The 17,945-nt window shown below is 40.9% G+C and carries 16 protein-coding genes; 4 read left to right on the top strand and 12 right to left on the bottom strand.

Going from position 1 to position 17,945, the window contains the following annotated elements:
* Positions 1-4 precede the first annotated feature (4 nt).
* The 8 genes from def to ACOT8F_RS01635 form a co-directional block, all read right to left on the bottom strand.
* On the bottom strand, positions 5-487 hold the full coding sequence (def, locus tag ACOT8F_RS01670; RefSeq protein ID WP_421649811.1) for a peptide deformylase: 483 nt from the start codon (positions 485-487) through the stop codon (positions 5-7).
* A 34-nt stretch (positions 488-521) separates the two neighbouring features.
* Positions 522-2,939, bottom strand: a complete 2,418-nt coding sequence (priA, locus tag ACOT8F_RS01665; protein ID WP_421649810.1) for a primosomal protein N' — start codon at positions 2,937-2,939, stop codon at positions 522-524.
* Positions 2,940-2,945: 6 nt separating this feature from the next.
* Positions 2,946-4,148: a bifunctional phosphopantothenoylcysteine decarboxylase/phosphopantothenate--cysteine ligase CoaBC gene (gene coaBC, locus ACOT8F_RS01660; RefSeq protein WP_421649809.1), complete on the bottom strand. Its 1,203-nt coding sequence runs from the start codon at positions 4,146-4,148 to the stop codon at positions 2,946-2,948.
* 246 nt (positions 4,149-4,394) lie between these two features.
* Positions 4,395-4,598 carry a DNA-directed RNA polymerase subunit omega gene (gene rpoZ / locus ACOT8F_RS01655; protein ID WP_421649808.1) on the bottom strand — a complete coding sequence of 68 codons (204 nt, stop codon included), beginning with the start codon at positions 4,596-4,598 and terminating at the stop codon, positions 4,395-4,397.
* A 4-nt stretch (positions 4,599-4,602) separates the two neighbouring features.
* Positions 4,603-5,217, bottom strand: a complete 615-nt coding sequence (gene gmk / locus ACOT8F_RS01650) for a guanylate kinase (RefSeq protein WP_421649807.1) — start codon at positions 5,215-5,217, stop codon at positions 4,603-4,605.
* A 14-nt stretch (positions 5,218-5,231) separates the two neighbouring features.
* A complete protein-coding gene (remA, locus tag ACOT8F_RS01645; RefSeq protein ID WP_231788421.1) occupies positions 5,232-5,495 on the bottom strand; it encodes an extracellular matrix/biofilm regulator RemA in 264 nt (87 codons plus the stop codon).
* 73 nt (positions 5,496-5,568) lie between these two features.
* The gene (locus tag ACOT8F_RS01640; RefSeq protein ID WP_421649806.1) at positions 5,569-6,444 is read right to left on the bottom strand and encodes a YicC/YloC family endoribonuclease; all 876 of its coding nucleotides are present in this window, start codon (positions 6,442-6,444) and stop codon (positions 5,569-5,571) included.
* A gap of 82 nt (positions 6,445-6,526) precedes the next feature.
* Positions 6,527-9,202: a cation-translocating P-type ATPase gene (locus tag ACOT8F_RS01635; RefSeq protein ID WP_421649805.1), complete on the bottom strand. Its 2,676-nt coding sequence runs from the start codon at positions 9,200-9,202 to the stop codon at positions 6,527-6,529.
* Between the two features lie 159 nt (positions 9,203-9,361).
* On the opposite strand from ACOT8F_RS01635, the gene ACOT8F_RS01630 reads away from it, so the two are divergent.
* Both ACOT8F_RS01630 and ACOT8F_RS01625 read left to right on the top strand, forming a co-directional pair.
* Positions 9,362-11,074, top strand: a complete 1,713-nt coding sequence (locus ACOT8F_RS01630; protein ID WP_421650027.1) for an Rqc2 family fibronectin-binding protein — start codon at positions 9,362-9,364, stop codon at positions 11,072-11,074.
* A 272-nt stretch (positions 11,075-11,346) separates the two neighbouring features.
* Positions 11,347-12,837 carry a peptide MFS transporter gene (locus tag ACOT8F_RS01625; RefSeq protein WP_421649804.1) on the top strand — a complete coding sequence of 497 codons (1,491 nt, stop codon included), beginning with the start codon at positions 11,347-11,349 and terminating at the stop codon, positions 12,835-12,837.
* 93 nt (positions 12,838-12,930) lie between these two features.
* Here the strand turns inward: ACOT8F_RS01625 and ACOT8F_RS01620 are convergent, their stop codons facing one another.
* Complete coding sequence (locus ACOT8F_RS01620; RefSeq protein WP_421649803.1) at positions 12,931-13,137, bottom strand: L-histidine N(alpha)-methyltransferase; 207 nt, start codon at positions 13,135-13,137, stop codon at positions 12,931-12,933.
* A 97-nt stretch (positions 13,138-13,234) separates the two neighbouring features.
* On the bottom strand, positions 13,235-14,503 hold the full coding sequence (gene egtB / locus ACOT8F_RS01615) for an ergothioneine biosynthesis protein EgtB (RefSeq protein WP_421649802.1): 1,269 nt from the start codon (positions 14,501-14,503) through the stop codon (positions 13,235-13,237).
* A gap of 165 nt (positions 14,504-14,668) precedes the next feature.
* On the opposite strand from egtB, the gene ACOT8F_RS01610 reads away from it, so the two are divergent.
* The gene (locus tag ACOT8F_RS01610; protein ID WP_421649801.1) at positions 14,669-15,412 is read left to right on the top strand and encodes a sulfite exporter TauE/SafE family protein; all 744 of its coding nucleotides are present in this window, start codon (positions 14,669-14,671) and stop codon (positions 15,410-15,412) included.
* A 121-nt stretch (positions 15,413-15,533) separates the two neighbouring features.
* Here ACOT8F_RS01610 and ACOT8F_RS01605 read toward each other — a convergent pair whose 3' ends face one another.
* Together ACOT8F_RS01605 and ACOT8F_RS01600 are read right to left on the bottom strand one after the other, a co-directional pair.
* Positions 15,534-15,734, bottom strand: coding sequence for a rhomboid family intramembrane serine protease (locus tag ACOT8F_RS01605; protein WP_421649800.1), 201 nt, complete (start codon positions 15,732-15,734; stop codon positions 15,534-15,536).
* Positions 15,735-15,754: 20 nt separating this feature from the next.
* A complete protein-coding gene (locus ACOT8F_RS01600; protein ID WP_421649799.1) occupies positions 15,755-15,922 on the bottom strand; it encodes a hypothetical protein in 168 nt (55 codons plus the stop codon).
* A gap of 213 nt (positions 15,923-16,135) precedes the next feature.
* Here ACOT8F_RS01600 and ggt point away from each other — a divergent pair, with 213 nt between their 5' ends.
* Entirely contained in the window at positions 16,136-17,908 is a 1,773-nt protein-coding gene (gene ggt / locus ACOT8F_RS01595; protein WP_421650026.1) for a gamma-glutamyltransferase, read from the top strand.
* The last annotated feature ends 37 nt before the right edge of the window (positions 17,909-17,945 follow it).

The raw sequence follows: 17,945 nt of genomic DNA, 5'->3' as shown, positions 1-17,945 counted from the left end.
TGATTCACCCTTCCACTTCTTCCAATTCATCATTTTCATAATATCTCAGCACTTTTGAGGTAAAAAGGATCCCATCCAAGTGATCAATTTCGTGCTGAAGCGCTCGCGCCAAGAATTCATCCGCTTCGATTGTAAAAGGCTTTCCTCTTCGATTGTAGGCATGTACCTTCACATAATCCGCTCTTTTGACTTCCCCGTAAAGGCCGGGGAAACTCAGACACCCTTCTGGCCCGGTTTGCTCTCCCCGCTTCTCTATAATTTTCGGATTAATCAGTTCAATTCTTCCAAACTCGTCTCCTATGTCAACAACCGCAACCCTTTTCGATATGCCGACCTGCGGCGCTGCAAGTCCGACTCCATCTGCTTCGAGCATTGTCTCGTGCATGTCTTTTAAAAGCTTAATGAGTTCCTTATCAAATGCTGATACCTTTTCACAAGGCTTTTCCAAAACATCTGCAGGATGCATGACAATTGGTAATTTTGCCATTTTTTATCCCTTCTCTCTACGTTGAATTTAAGCGCTACATCATATTTTGCGGGTTCAGATCGATGGAGATCAGCAGATCATCCTGCTGCATTTCCTGCTGAAACCGGTCAATTATTTGTTTTAATGTACTGTATAAATTTTTTTCCCGTTTGTATTTTATCATGCATTGATACCTGTATCTATTGTTGATCCTTGGAATCGGCGAGGAGACAGGTCCAAGGATCATCGTATCCTTTCCAAGAGACCCGTTCAGGTAATGGACAATTTTTTCGGTAACAGAAACCGTTTTAGTCAGCTCAGGATGAGAAACATTGATCACAGCAAGGTAATAAAACGGCGGGTAGGAATGCAGCTTGCGATTCATCATTTCCGTTTGATAAAAAGCTTGATAATCGTGCTGTTTTGTCAGCTCAATGCTGTAATGGCCTGGCGTATAGGTCTGGATCACAACTTCACCGGATAGCTCGTGCCTTCCCGCTCTCCCGCTTACCTGTGTTAATAGCTGAAAGGTTTTTTCAGCCGCTCTGAAATCAGGAAGATGCAGCATCGTATCTGCAGCCAGCACCCCAACAAGCGTTACATTTGGAAAATCAAGCCCTTTAGCGATCATCTGCGTTCCAAGCAGAATATCTGCTTCTCCATTTCCGAAACTAGTCAGAAGCTTTTCATGCGCTCCTTTTCTGGAAGTAGTGTCCACATCCATCCGAAGCACCCTTGCTTCAGGAAGGACATTTGTCAGTTCCTCTTCCACTCTCTGGGTCCCCGTTCCAAAAAAGCGGATATGTTCACTTTTGCACTCAGGACATGAATTTGGCGCTAATTGATCATATCCGCAATAATGACACTTCATGGCTTGGCCTTTTCTGTGATAGGTAAGGGAAATGTCACAATGCGGACATTGAATAACATATCCGCAATCTCTGCACATGACAAATGAAGAGTACCCCCGTTTGTTTAGGAAAAGAACCGTCTGATGCCCTTTCTCAAGCCTGTTTTTTAGCTTTTCCAGCAGACTTACAGAAAACATGCTTCTATTGCCGCTTCTCAGCTCTTCTCTCATATCAACCAATTCAACATTTGGAAGAGCCCGTTTATTCACGCGCTCTGCCAGTGGCAGAAGGGTATAAACTCCTTTTTGAGCCCTGGCGAATGATTCAAGAGATGGGGTAGCACTCCCTAAAACGACAGGGCATTGATGCTTTTCTGCCCTGTAAATAGCGGCATCTCTTGCATGGTAGCGGGGATTCTCCTCTTGCTTATAGCTCGTTTCATGTTCTTCATCAATAATAATCATACCCAGATTTTCAAATGGAGCAAAAACAGCTGAACGCGCACCAACAACAAGCTTTACTTCTTTTCGCTGAATCTTTCGCCATTCATCATATTTTTCTCCTATGGACAGCCCGCTGTGGAGGACTGCAACCAGTGATCCGAATCTGCCTTTGAAACGGTTTACCATCTGGGGGGTCAGAGAAATTTCCGGAACAAGGACAATAGCTTCCTTCCCTTTGTTAAGCACTTGTTCAATAGACTGGAGGTATACTTCCGTTTTACCGCTGCCAGTAACCCCATACATTAAGAAAACCTCATGCCTGTTCTCCTCAACACTGTTTAAAATCGGCCCGATAGCAGCAGTCTGCTCATCTGTTAATTCCAAAGGAGAAGTTTTCCTGAATTCCCTGTCTGCATATGGATCCCGGTAAATTTCTATGTAGGTTTCCTTGAGTAAACCTTTATTAACAAGAGTCCGTATTACAGCATCAGAGGATCCCGTAAGAAGGACCAGCTCTTTACTCGTATAACGTTTTTCTGTATTTTCTAAAAAACATTCCAGCACGGCTTTTTGCTTGCCCGCATTCGGAGGAATATTTTCGATCGCTTCCTGAAGTTCTGAAGCTGAACCATTCCAAGCAAGGTATCTCGCTTTTTTTTGTTTCCCTTTTTGTGAAACTTGATAGATCAGCTCAAGTGTCCCTTTTTCTATTTCCTTTTGAACAGCTTTAAAAATCCCCCTCTGTTCCGCCTCTTTCCAGTCGATTTGATCATTGCTGACAAAGGTGCTTTTAAGAATTTCAGGCAGATCTTCCTTTATGCAGGATTCTGTCAAACGGATGATTTTCTCGTATTTCGCTTTCAAAGCGGCAGGAAGCATCGCCTGAAAAGCTGATACCTTAAAACACAATGTTTTTTCCGTCAACCAATTTCCCAGGTGAAGAAGTTCAGGAGTCAATGAAGGAGTTAAATCGAATAATTCAGCTATGGATTTCAGGCGGTTATGCTCGGAATGTTCCTTAATTTCGAGAACGAATCCCTGAACCTTTCTAGGTCCAAAAGGCACAACAACTCTCATTCCCGGTTTGACAACCTCCTCCCATTTCTCCGGTATTTTATAATCAAAAGGACGATCCGTCTGCATAGCTGGGACATCAACAATAATACTGGCAATGCTCACGCACAATCACTCCTTTAGAAGATGCTCCGCTTTCAGTAAAATTTCTTTTGCTACTTCTTTTTTTGAAAGCATTGGCAGCTCCATAACAGAGCCATCTTTAAAGTGGAAGGCAACACGGTTTGTATCTGTCCCAAACCCAGAGCCTTCCATATTGACATTATTGGAAACGATCATATCGAGGTTTTTAGCCTGAAGCTTACTCTTTGCATATTCGGCAACATTTTCCGTTTCTGCCGCAAATCCCACTAGCACCTGGTTTGTCTTTCTCTTTCCAAGTTCCTTTAAAATGTCTTTCGTCCGCTCCATTTCAACAGATAATGGCCCGTCCTGTTTTTTTACTTTGTGCCCATATATTTCAGCAGGGCGATAATCTGCTACTGCAGCTGATTTGATTACCAGATCCTGCTCATCATATCGATCAGTTACTGCCTGAAACATCTCTTCAGCTGTCTCTACTTTTATAACCTCAACACCATAAGGAACAGGCAAATGGGAAGGACCTGAAACAAGTGTTACCTTTGCTCCCATATGCACAGCTTCTTCCGCTATTGCATAGCCCATTTTACCAGTAGATTTATTCGAAAAATACCTGACAGGGTCGAGTTTTTCAATCGTTGGACCAGCGGTAACTAAAACGTTTATTCCTTGTAAAGACGCATCTTTCTCCTTTTGAAAAAAAGAAGAAATAAGCTGAACAATCTTTTCAGGTTCTTCCAGTCTGCCTTTGCCCACATAGCCGCAGGCAAGAAAACCTTCACTTGGCTCTATAAATTGATAGCCGTATTCATGGAGAGTCTGAATATTTTTCTTCACTGCAGGATGATCATACATGTGCACATTCATCGCAGGAGCAATCCATACTGGCGCTGTTGCTGCAAGCAGCGTTGTCGTCAGCATGTTATCGGCAATGCCGTTCGCCATTTTGCCGATGATGTTCGCTGTTGCAGGCGCCACCAAAATGAGGTCAGCCCAGTCAGCTAAGTCGATATGGGCAATGACTTTTGAATTTTTTTCATCAAATGTATCAAAATAAACATCATTTCTGGAAAGTGTCTGAAAAGTCAAAGGAGCGACAAATTCCATTGCTGATCTGCTCATAATGACTTTCACTTCATGTCCAGCCTGTGAAAGTTTGCTGGTTAATGCGGCAGCTTTATATACAGCAATTCCGCCAGAAACACATAATAAGATTTTTTTTCCCTGAAGCATGTGAAGTTCCCCCCTGCTTGATTCATAAATTTCCTCAAAAAAACGGCTAATTGATTATATTGAATATGAAAATGCTTACTCTCTCTGAGAAATGGCCATTAATAGTGTTTGCTAAATGCTATTTTGATAGCAGCACGTGTAAAAATTCAAGTAATGAGCTCTTGTTATTTCATAAAAATCACTTTTTTCATCGTGATCGCGGTAAATAAAAAATAACAACCTCTTTTCAGGCTGTTATTTCATCACTTATTCTTCTTCCCCTGATTCAAAAGTAAGCAGACCAGCTTCAATTTCTTCCAGAGCTTTACCGACAAACTTATGTGACTTAGGTTTCACAATTTGTTGGTCATGTTTATTCTGCATCTCACGCGCTCTTTTAGAAGCAACAGATACAAGTGTGTATTTAGAATCTAATTTTTTCATTAATGAATCAATTGATGGATCCAGCATAAAGTTAGTCAACCTCCAGCATTTTTTTATATCTTAAAGCGATGCGCTCTCTTCGGCAATGCTCTGCAACCACAATAGCCTTAATCCGCTCGCAAGCTTTTTCAACATGATCATTTTCAACCACATAATCGTAGGCATCCATCAGAAAAATTTCCTCTTTTGCCGCCTTCATGCGATTTTCAATGATTTCAATGGTTTCCGTTCCCCGTGTTACAATGCGGTTTTTTAGTTCAGATAAACTTGGCGGCATGAGGAAAATGAACAGCCCTTCAGGAAAAGCATTTCTTACCTGCACCGCTCCCTGAACTTCAATTTCGAGAAAAACATCCTTGCCTTCGCTCAGCGTTTTTTCTACATAGTCAACAGGCGTTCCATAGTAGTTTCCTACGAATTCAGCCCATTCAAGGAGCTGATTATTCGCAATCATCTCTTCGAATTCTTCTCTTGTACGGAAAAAATAGTCTATTCCATCTACTTCGCCTGCACGGGGTTTTCTCGTTGTAACGGAAATAGAGTATTCAAAATTTGTATCTTCTTGAGAAAAAATTTCTTTCCTCACAGTTCCTTTGCCAACTCCGGAGGGACCAGAAAGGACAATCAGCAAGCCTCTTTCAATCATAATTGCGTTAAAACCTACCCTTCATCCGTTAACTCTTCTTTATTTGAAAGCCTGTGCGCTACAGTTTCAGGCTGCACAGCAGAAAGTATGATATGATCGCTGTCCATAATCACAACAGCTCTAGTTCTCCGTCCGTATGTAGCATCAATCAGCATTCCTCTATCCCTTGCATCCTGGATAATCCGTTTGATCGGAGCTGATTCAGGACTGACAATCGAGATAATCCGGTTAGCTGAAACAATATTCCCAAAGCCAATATTAATTAATTTAATACTCATGTATGAAGCTCCCCCTAAATAATGAACAACTCTATTTTAGCCTTAAAGAAATGAAGCTAAACAAACATGGCTCTTATTCGATATTTTGAACCTGCTCTTTCAATTTTTCGATAAGGCTTTTTGAATGAACAACGATTGAGGAAATCTTGCTGTCATTTGCTTTGGAGCCAATTGTATTAGCCTCCCTGTTCAATTCCTGAACAAGAAAATCAAGCTTCCTGCCTACTGGCTCTTCATCAAGCATTGCATCGCGGAATTGTGCAATATGGCTTTTTATACGGAGAACTTCTTCAGAAATATCTGCTTTATCAGCAAAAACCGCTGCTTCGGTCAGTATTCTTCCTTCATCATAATTTCCCTCTGTAAATTCTGCGACCCGCTGGCTAAGGCGCCTGCGATAGGCTTCAAGTACTTGAGGAGCATATTCTTCGATGGCCGTCAGCTGTTTTTCAAGCTCTGACAGCCGGTTTGTAAAATCTTCAGACAAATGGCTGCCCTCTTTTCTTCTCATTTCAAGAAGGTTTTCAGCTGCCTGCTTCACTGCCTGTAAGATCAAGCTTTCTTTTTCATCATTTCTGGAAGCTTCTTCTTTTAAGTCGAATGCCTGTTCCAGCCTAAGGAGCTCTGTCAGGCTAATGGAGTCATTAAGGCCGTATCTATCTTTCATCATTTGAATGGATTCAACATATTGATCCATCAGATTCCAATCAATTTTAATGAATTTCGAGCTTAGGGGCTCGCCATCCACAGATATGTATGCTTCTACCCGTCCTCTTTGGACATAGTCAGAAATCACTTTTTTGATTTTATCCTCAATCGGCATCAATTGTCTAGGAATTTTCATGCTGACTTCAAAAAATCGGTGGTTAACCGATTTTAATTCAACCGCTGCCTTATTATTTCCAAGGGTCAGAACAGCTCTTCCATACCCTGTCATGCTTTTAAGCATTCCTCATCACACCCGTTAATGTATGTCAAAAGAATAGAAAAGGTAATAGATGACTCTATTACCTTGTGAATTATATCATATCTTAAGATCTTTTTCTTGTTAAAAGTGAACCTGCCAGTAAAAATGTAGGCAGTGAAGCCATGCCAAGGATCAGCATCCAGTCACGGGGTTCAATCGCAATCGTTTTAAACACCGGCTGGAGCGGCGGGTAATAGATAACAATAAGCATTAAAAAGATTGATGAAAGGACGGCTCCGATCAAATAGATATTCCCAAACGGATTTCTATCAAAAATAGACCTCTCGCTTCTGCAGTCAAATACGTGAATCAGCTGTGCCATAACAAGGGTAGCAAAAGCAATGGTCTGGGCGTAGGCCAGATTTTCAGGATTTTTGTAATAGATGAACATAAACGCTGCAAGGGTAACGGATCCTATTAAAAATCCGCGTGATATAACCTTCCATCCAAGACTTCTTGCAAACACGCCTTCTTTTGGATGTCTTGGCTTTCTGCTCATCAAATCTCCTTCCGGCTGATCCAATCCAAGCGCCATAGCAGGCAATCCATCAGTTACTAGATTTACCCAAAGGATTTGGATAGGTATAAGCGGAAGCGGAAGACCAAGGAGCATAGCAAAAAGCATAACTAATATTTCCCCAACATTTGAAGCAAGCAGGTACCTGATAAACTTCCTTATATTTTCATAAATATTTCTTCCTTCTTTAATAGCCGATTTAATTGTGGCAAAATTATCATCAACAAGGACAAGTGCTGAAGCTTCTTTTGCTACATCTGTACCAGTAATCCCCATAGAAATACCTATGTCTGCAGCTTTTATAGCAGGAGCGTCATTGACTCCATCTCCTGTCATGGCAACGATATGACCTTTCTTTTGAAACGCTTTTACAATTTTCAGCTTGTGCTCAGGTGATACTCTGGCAAATACATAAATGTCATCCACCACTGTCTCAAGCTCTTCGACTGACATGGCAGAGAGTTTTTTGCCATCCATTACTTTTCCATTGGCAGGGAGCAAGTTCAGCTGTTTGGCAATGGCTTTGGCAGTTGCCACGTGATCTCCCGTAATCATGACCGTTTTGATTCCGGCATCCCGGCATTCCTTGATGGCCTGTTTGACTTCCGGCCGCGGCGGATCAATCATACCCTGCAGCCCGACGAAAACTAGATCTTTTTCAGCATCTTGCTGATTTTGAATTTTATGGTTCACGATTGGCTTAAAAGCTACGGCGATCGTTCTCAGAGCTTTAGATGCCATATTCTCAATCGCTTCGTAAATTCTTTTTTCATGAGACGAAGTCAGCTGTTCCTGGCGCTCCTCCCATAATACCTGTTTAGAGATGTTCATCAGAACATCAGGTGCTCCTTTTGTAACAACAAACCTTTTTCCTGCCTTGTCTTCTATAATGACACTCATCATTTTTCGTGTTGAATCAAATGGAAATTCTTCTACAACAGTAAAGCTGTTCCTTAAAGAATCTCTTGTCAGCCCCGCTTTCATAGCGGCAACAAGCAAAGCTCCTTCTGTAGGGTCTCCATCAAGCCTTGTTTCCCCGTCTTTTTCAGTAAATTCCGCTGTATTGCAAAACATTCCGAAAGTAAGGATTTGCTGCAGCGTTTTATCATTTCTGGGAGATACCGCTTTTTCCTTTAGGGAAAATTCCCCTCTAATATCAAATCCTGTTCCGCTTACTTTCCACGCCTTACCCCCAGCCCAAATATCTGTTACAGTCATTTTATTCTGTGTAAGGGTTCCTGTCTTATCGGAACAAATGACTGATGCACAACCGAGAGTTTCTACTGCAGGAAGCTTTCTGACTATAGAATGCTGCTTAATCATACGCTGTACTCCAAGGGATAAAGCCACGGTTACAATGGCCGGCAGACCTTCAGGAATAGCAGCTACAGCAAGGGAAACCCCAGCAAGAAACATGTTGTACAGCTCTTGTCCATGCCAGACTCCAACCGTTACAACAAGAACAGTCAATAGCAGCGCAACAATGATTAATATCTTCCCAAGCTGTTCAAGCCTTCTTTGGAGAGGTGTAATCATTGTCTCAGCCGATTGCAAAAGATCCGCTATTCTGCCCATTGCTGTTTTCATTCCTGTAGCTACGACAATACCAGTTCCTGAACCTCTCGTTACAAGAGTGCCCATAAAGGCCATATTCACAAGATCGCCAAGTCCAGCCCCATCTTTATTAATCTTGTCTGAAGTTTTCTGAACAGGAAGCGATTCTCCTGTTAATGCGGACTCTTCCATTTCAAGGCTTTTGGTTTCAACCAGCCTGAGATCTGCACCGATTCTATCACCGCTCGTAAATTTTATATAATCTCCAGGAACAAGTTCCTTTGAAGGAATGCGGACCCATTCTCCTTCTCTTAGACAAGTCACTTGCGGTGCTGATAATTCCTTTAACGCCTGAAGGGATTTCTCAGCTTTCCTTTCTTGAATAAATCCCATGATTCCGTTCAATAATATGATCGCTACAATAGCTACAGCATCAATATATTCTCCAAGAAATCCGGAGATGAGTGTCGCACCAAGCAGTACCAGAACCATAAAATCCTTAAATTGAGCTAAAAAAATGAGGATGGCCGGCGTTTTTTCCGCTTCTTTTAATTCATTAAAGCCAATTTGGGCTTGTCTGTTTTGTGCCTCCTTTTCAGTCAGCCCTGTCTCATGGCTAGTATTTAATGCGTTTATGACATCCTGGGATCCCATCTCATGCCATTTCATGAAATCATCTACACCCCTTGCCCCGATTTTTGGTTTCTCCCTCTTTCTAAAGTCAACTTATTCAGACTCGTCCAAAAAAATGCTATGATTATTAGTGATGCCTGCTTAATCGGTATCGTACCAATAACGCTCAAAAAGATAGAGAAGGTGTATAACGTCATGTCATTCGATGGTTTGTTCACATATACAATGTCAAAAGAATTAAAAGAAAAGCTTGAGAACGGTAAAATAACAAGGATACATCAGCCATATAAAAATGAATTAATACTATCGATCAGGGCGATGGGGAAAAATCATAAATTGCTCATTTCAGCGCATCCAAGTTATTCCCGTATTCACTTAACGGAGGAAAGCTATGAAAACCCAAGTGAACCGCCGATGTTTTGTATGCTGCTCAGAAAACACATTGAAGGCGGAGTCATTGACAAAATTGAACAATCAGGAATGGAACGGATTATTGTATTTCATATCAGAGGAAGAAACGAATTAGGAGACGTTACGTATAAACAATTAATCGTAGAAATAATGGGAAAACATTCAAATATTATTCTGATAGATAAAGAAAAAAACATCATATTGGACAGCGTCAAACATCTTCCTCCGTCGGTTAACAGCTACAGAACCGTTTTGCCTGGGCACGAATATATTTATCCGCCATCTCAGGAAAAGCTAAATCCTTTTATAAGCACTGAAGAGGATGTGAGCCGCAAGATTGATTTTATGGCAGGCAAGCTTGACCAGCAAATTGTTCAGAATTTCATGGGTTTTTCTCCGCTAGCTGCTAAAGAGGTGATCCATAGGGCTGGAATGGCCAATAGAATATCACTTCCAAAGGCATTTTCAGAATTTGTTTCATCCATTCAATCAGCGGATCTTCAACCGACCATTATTAAAGGTGAAAAAAAAGATTCATTTTACATGATGGACTTAACCCATTTAAAGGGAGAAAGGAAATTCTGCGAGTCCTTAAGTCAATTGCTAGACCGTTTTTATTTTGGAAAAGCTGACCGTGACAGGGTTAAACAGCAGGGAAATGATCTTGAAAGGTTTATCGGGAACGAGCTTAAGAAAAATAAATCAAAAATTAAAAAACTTGAATTATCCCTTAAAGATGCGGAAAACGCAGAAGTATTTAAGCTGTACGGGGAGCTTTTAACAGCAAATCTTTTTACTTTAAAAAAGGGAGATGAAAAAGCAATTGTTCTTAATTACTATGATGAGGAACAGCCAGAAATAGAGATTCCCCTTCATCCTCAAAAGACGCCATCTGAAAATGCCCAAAGTTACTTCAGCAAATATCAAAAAGCAAAAAAATCGGTTGCTTTTGTAGAGGAACAAATTCGCCTTGCCAGTCTCGAAATCGATTATTTTGATGGGCTGCTGCAGCAGCTTGAAACGGCCTCACCAAGAGATATTGAGGAAATAAGAGAAGAATTAACCGATGGAGGCTACCTGAAAAAACGTCAAAGCAAACAGCAAAAGAAGAAAAAGAACCAGCCCCCTCTTTTGGAAAAGTATGAAGCTCGGGACGGAACTGAAATATGGGTAGGGAAAAATAATAAGCAGAACGAATACCTGACAACAAAAGCTGCAGCAAGAGATGATGTTTGGCTTCATACAAAGGATATTCCTGGCTCTCATGTCGTAATCAGGAGCAAAACGCCAAGTGAAAAAACGATCCTTGAGGCTGCCAATCTATCTGCCTATTTTAGCAAAGCCAGAAATTCCGGATCTGTTCCGGTAGATTACACATTAGTACGGCATGTCAAAAAACCTAATGGGTCGAAACCAGGGTATGTGATTTATGACCAGCAGCAGACCGTTTATGTAACTCCTGACGAAGATCTCGTTAAAAGTTTAAAGAAAAATTAAGACAGTGAAAGATGCCGTGAGAAAACGGCATCTTTTTTTGGAGTTTCTAAAAAATAGCACCATAACTTATTTTAAAAAAATAAAAAAGCTGACTATATCGAAAAGAACTGTATTCGCTTGACTGTAAATGCCCTCTTCTATGCTACAGAACCACGAAATGAAATTAGGTTTATTATTTCAAAAAATATTTTTCGAGAAATTTCGCGAAATTTTTTGACAATATTAATATAATAATAGTATGATAAGACATGGAAAAAAGGAGGCGTATGCTAATGGCAAAAAGAGAACCATTGACAAATGAAAGCGTTAACAACAAAGGGTTTTTTGGACACCCTATGGGATTATTCACACTATTTTTCACAGAGTTTTGGGAACGTTTTTCTTACTATGGAATGAAAGCTATTTTAGTTTATTACATGTACACTCAAGTAACAAAAGGCGGACTGGGAATTGATGAAACCACCGCTACTGCAATTGTATCCATTTACGGATCGCTTGTTTATATGTCTGGAATTATCGGCGGGTGGATCGCAGACCGTTTAGCCGGAAGCACGAGAACGGTTTTTCTTGGCGGTGTCCTTATTATGCTCGGGCATATTGCACTTGCTTTGCCATTTGGGATTTCAGGCTTGTTTGCCTCAATGGTGCTGATCGTTTTAGGTACAGGTTTACTTAAACCAAACGTATCAAACGTTGTAGGAAGCCTCTATTCTAAAACAGATAACCGCCGGGATTCAGGGTTCAGTATTTTTTACATGGGTGTAAACCTTGGTGCCTTTGTTGCACCTCTAGTTGTCGGAACCATAGGCCAGAAATATAATTTCCACCTCGGCTTCGGATTGGCAGCTATCGGAATGTTCCTCGGTCTTGTCGTTTTTATGGCAACTAAGAAAAAGAATATTGGAAATGCCGGAGTGGAAGTTCCGAATCCTCTTCCGAATGATCAAAAAGGGAAAATATACCTTGGAATTGGTATAGCCGCAGTGCTGATCATTGTGGTGGGAGTCATCTTTGCAAATGTTGGTATTCTAACCATTGACAGCTTTATTAATTTGGTAACCATTTTATCTATTGCCATTCCTATCCTATACTTTATTGTGATGTATTTCAGCAATAAAACGTCAGAAGTAGAAAGATCGAGACTGCTTGCATATATTCCGTTATTTATTGCTTCGGTGATCTTTTGGTCCATTCAAGAGCAAGGATCGACTATTCTTGCGGTTTTCGCTGATAAACGAACTGACTTAAACTTTGGCGGATTAAAAATTGAATCCTCATGGTTCCAGTCTGTCAACCCGCTGTTTATTATCGTTCTTGCACCTGTTTTTGCGTGGATTTGGATGAAGCTTGGCAATCGCCAGCCATCAACTCCTAAAAAGTTTTCTTTCGGATTGATTTTTGCAGGACTTTCATTTCTAATCATGCTGTTCCCAGCTATTTTGAACGGCACAGAAAGTTTAGTAAATCCGATCTGGCTTGTACTTAGCTTCCTTCTTTGTGTACTTGGAGAGCTATGTTTGTCCCCTGTCGGACTTTCAGCTACGACAAAACTGGCACCTGCAGCATTTTCTGCTCAAACAATGAGCCTGTGGTTTTTATCCAATGCTGCAGCACAAGGGATCAATGCCCAGATAGTACAGCTTTACAATGAGAAAACCGAGATCGTTTATTTCGGAGTCATTGGGATCATTGCTGTAGGACTAGGATTAGTGCTTTTCGCCGTATCCCCTGCCATTAAAAAGCTTATGCAGGGCATTAATTAATCAACTGCTCTATCTAATAATCGAAAAAAGCTGCTATGAGGTGGGAAATCCTTTATAGCAGCTTTTTTATTGGTTCTATAATATTTGTTGGGGTTAAGAAACAATTTCGACATAAAAAAACACGCAGCCACCAATTCTCTTTATACTTGAATTGTCGAGAAACAAGTAAAAAGAATGGGGCCGCGTATGATACGTTTCGAGAAGAGAGATTTCTGTTCTTGTAGGATAATATTCTTCGGTATTTGTTATTTCTTCAAAAAGCTCAGAACCTTTTTTGTCATAAAAGTACTTAGATGGCAATGTTTTTTTGCCGCCTTCAGTCCATTTAAAACATCTTCCAGAAAATTAGCTGATTGGCTTGGAAACTCCGTATAAGATATCCTTCTTTCTGTTACTGTCATAAACTCTCCCCAGCTAATCTGAAACCGCTGAACTGCCAGCGCTTATCTGGCTGGAAGAAGTTTCTGTAACTCGGACGGATATGAGTAGAGGATGTTGCGCAAGAGCCTCCTCTTAAAACCATTTGATTGCACATAAATTTGGCGTTGTACTCTCCGAGCGCTCCCTCAAGAGGCTTGCTTTTTGGATATGGAACATATGGACTCATTGTCCATTCCCATACATCACCAAATGCTTTTTGGAAGTGCCCATCTGTTTTTTCTCCACAATCAGGATGAAAATTGGCCTGTTCAACAAAATTCCCTTCAAGCCTGCTTTTTTCCATTGCATGTTCCCATTCCGCTTCAGTCGGCAGCCTTTTGCCTGCCCATCGTGCATAGGCATCTGCTTCATAGTAGCTTACATGGCAAACTGGTTCAGAAAGGTTAATCTTGCGGACACCGCTTAAGGTGAAATACTTCCATTCTCCTTCTTCCTGGAACCAGTAAAGCGGACCGTTCCATTTTTCTTTTTTTGTTGTGGCCCATCCATCTGAAAGCCAATATTCGGGCTTTTCATATCCGCCATCTTTCATAAATTCCAAATATTCTCCGTTCGTAACCGGATTTTCTGCAAGGGAAAATGGCTCAAGCCAAACTTTGTGCCTTGGTCTTTCATTGTCAAATGAAAATCCACTTTCTTCATCTGTGCCAATTTCTACTAGTCCGCCGTTCAAACTAACAAAACCTGTATGTAAAATTTCTGATTCCTTTATTTCCACCCTGTTCTTATAGACAGGCAATAAAGGATTGCAGGAAAAATTATATTTAATATCTGTTATAAGAAGCTCCTGATGCTGCTGTTCATGCTGAAGTCCAATTTGCATCAGCTCCAGTACCTTTTCCTTTTCAGTAAAATCTTCATCCTCTATCAGCTGTTCAATATGCTGATTCACATGCTCTCTATAAGCAAAAACCTCTTCAATGGAAGGCCTAGTAAGCAGCCCTCTGCTGTTTCTCGGATGGAACGGCCCTATAGTTTCATAATAAGAGTTAAAAAGATAATCAAACTCACTATTCAGTTCTTCATAAGAGGCAAGATAAGGCTTTAAGATAAATCTTTCAAAAAACCATGTTGTATGAGCAAGATGCCACTTTGGAGGGCTTACATCATCAATTGCCTGAATAACAAAATCCTCTGTATGAAGCGGCTCGACGATTTTTTCTGAAATCGCCCGTATTCTTTTAAATTTCATTAGTGTTTCATTTGAGACTTGCTGTACCTGCATGGTTTGTTACCTCCTGATTCTAGCTCTTTTTTAAGAACACTTATTTTTTTACCCCCATATTGAAAAAGGAAAACGGGGAAATGTGAAACAAGGCACATTTCTTTGCTATTTTTTCTCTTTCGTCTAAAATTGTATACAGTATTCATTTTTAATGGAGGTCATTACTTGCTAGTCATCTTAGTTATGTTTATTCTTGGCATTTTACTTGGATTCGTCGGAGCCGGAGGGGCAGGATTTGTCATAGCCCTTTTGACGGTTCTTTTTCACACCCCCATTCACACTGCTCTTGGAACCTCCCTCGCTGCAATGGCTTTTACAAGTCTTTCAGGAGCCTACAGTCACTTCCGGGAAAAAAACATGCGGCTGAAAATAGGACTGATAGTGGGAATTTTTGCAGCTGCAGGATCTTTTGCTGGAGCTAAGCTCTCAGCGTTCATTCCCGGAAGTTATTTGCATTACCTGACATCTGGTATGCTGTTCTTATCAGCTATTCTCATGCTGATAAAACTCTTTATCTTGAAAGATCGGCCAGAAATAACCGGACAAGAAAAAAACGGGGAAATATGGGTAAGGTCTATAATACTTGGGCTTGTATCTGGAGTTCTATCTGGCACTTTTGGTATCGGCTCCGCCCCCTTCATTCAGCTTGGATTACTGATCTTGCTGAATTTAACGATCAGAGAATCTGTAGGGACGACGATGCTTGTTATTCTTCCAATTGCGATTGGCGGAGGCATTGGCTACTTTTCGGAAGGATTTGTCGATCCCCTTCTTCTCGTTTATGTATTAATTGGAACAACGGCGGGTGCCTATATTGGCGCAAAATTCACCAATGTCGCCCCTAAGCCAATACTGAAAAGCTCTTTGATTCTGACACCTGTGATTGCAGCGATCATTCTGCTGTTTTAGGTTTATGATGAAAAATCGGGAGCCATATAAAGGCTGCCGATTTTTTTACCTTTTATTGTTTTGTTTAATACAAACAGCAACCGTTTTGTTGAATTCAGTCTTTATATATGTTCCTTATTTGTTATTGAATAGCTTTGGCCATCAAACCAATACTCAGGAGAATGCCTGCTGCAAAACCCGCTGCATGGCCTAAAATAGAGACATTTGGCATGGTAAAAGTGGCAATCCAGCCCCCTATGATAAATACGATAATAGCCGTCTTCGAATCGCTGTCGATAAATGGCTTCTTTATTAGAATCCAGCCGAATAATATTCCAAACAACCGGAAGTATTCACCCTGCCTTATTTAACGGGATCTATTCCTCCTGCCCTATTCAGTACAGATGAATCTCTAAGGCCGCCAATGAAAGAAGTATAAATCATTGTAAGAAGAATGAAGAAAAGCAGGATACTAGTAACTGGATAGCTTTTCATGTATTCGCTGAAATTTTCCTTTCTGAGAAGAATCATAAAAATCCCTCCATACCATATTAACCCAAATATTACCACGTTATTTGCATTTATTAAATCTTTCAAGGAAAAAATACCCATAAAAAAATCATAATGATGTGTAAATATACACAAAATTCAGAATATGAGGACATATTGGTTGAAATTGCGCTTATTTCTTTCTAAGGTTAAAAGGAAAAGATACTGACTAAGGGAGGAAGGTTCATGGCTAGCATGGTTAAAAAGGCATTTTCACTTTTAATTTGTTTCTCTTTTCTTTTGGGCACTGCTCCTCTATTGGCTGATGCAGCTCCTAAAGAAAGCATTCATGAGAAAATCTCGCAGGTTGCTGTCGGAAATAAAGGTATGGTTGCCACAGCTACTCCTTATGCCTCAAAAATCGGAGCCGATGTATTAAGAAAAGGCGGTAATGCTGTCGATGCTGCAGTAGCCATTCAATTTGCTCTTAATACAACAGAGCCTATGATGTCAGGGATAGGCGGCGGAGGATTTATGATGGTGTATGATGCCAAAACAAAGAAAACCTCGATTGTTGACAGCAGAGAACGGGCTCCTAATGGCGCAAAACCAACGATGTTTTTGGATCAAGACGGAAAACCGATTCCTTTTGAGAAAAGGCACATTCAAGGTAATGCGGTAGGGGTTCCTGGTACATTGAAAGGGCTTGACGGGGCATTAAAAAGGTGGGGAACCGTCCCAATGAGCAAATTGATTTCTCCCTCAGTTAAACTTGCAGAACATGGCTTTCCAATCGATTCAGTTTTAGCAAAAGCGATCAGCGACAACAAAGATAAGCTTTCGCGTTCTGCTGCAGGGAAAGTATTTGTCCCGAATGGTGTTCCGCTAAAAGAAGGTGACCGGCTTGTCCAAAAGGATCTTGCCAAAACCTTTAAACTGATCCAGAAAAAAGGACCGGATGTTCTATACAGAGGAGTAGCAGGAGCAGCTCTTGCAGCAGAGGTACAAAGGTTTGGAGGAACATTAAATACAAATGACTTAAAAAAATATAACATCACATGGGATAAGCCAATCTGGGGAGATTACAAAGGCTATCAAATTGCCAGCATGCCTCCTCCAAGCTCTGGCGGGATCTTCCTTCTGCAAATGCTAAAGACGCTGGATGACTTCCATTTATCACAATATCCGGTTAAATCATGGCAAAAATATCATTTATTATCAGAAGCGATGCATCTGTCCTATGCAGATCGTGCCGTCTATGCAGGCGATCCTGAATTCGTTAAGGTTCCTGAAAAAGGGCTTCTTGATCCAAGCTATATTTCTGACAGACAAAAACTGATTTCATTAAATACGGTTAACCCTTCTCCAAAAGCTGGTGATCCTTGGAAATATGAAAATGGCCAAGCGAACTATGATCAGAAAGCAAAACAGGATAAAAAGGCCATCGGTCAGACAACCCATTTTACTGTAGCTGATAAATGGGGAAATGTTGTTTCCTATACGACCACAATTGAACAAGTATTCGGAACGGGCATTATGGTTCCCGGCTATGGATTTATGCTGAACAATGAACTGACAGACTTTGATGCTGTACCTGGCGGTGCAAATGAAGTGCAGCCGAACAAGCGTCCATTGAGCAGCATGAGCCCGACCATTGTTTTTAAAGACGGAAAGCCGGCCCTATCTGTTGGGTCTCCTGGAGGTCCAACCATCATCGCATCTGTGCTTCAAACTATTTTAAATAAACTTGAATATGGTATGAAATTAAAAGCTGCTGTTGAAGAGCCGAGAATTTATACCAACAGTCTTTCATCCTACACTCAGGAAGACGGGATTCCAAAGGACGTTATTGAAAAACTGAACAGCATGGGCCATCACTTTACAAAACCATCTGAAGAGATTGGCAATGTCCAGAGCATTGAGATAAACGGAAAGGAAGGAAGGTTTAAAGGAGTCGCTGATTCCAGCAGGAATGGAGCTGCGATTGGGATAGATGATGTAAAACGGCATCACAAAGACCACCGCTAAAAGAAATCAAAAATGCCTCTGAATAACTTTCAGAGGC

It is taken from the genome of Chryseobacillus diguaensis (assembly GCF_049220665.1).
Taxonomy (GTDB): Bacteria; Bacillota; Bacilli; order Bacillales; family Bacillaceae; genus Metabacillus_B.
The sequence above is the reverse complement of the archived record's forward strand: the minus strand, read 5'-3'. Positions and strand labels throughout refer to the sequence as shown.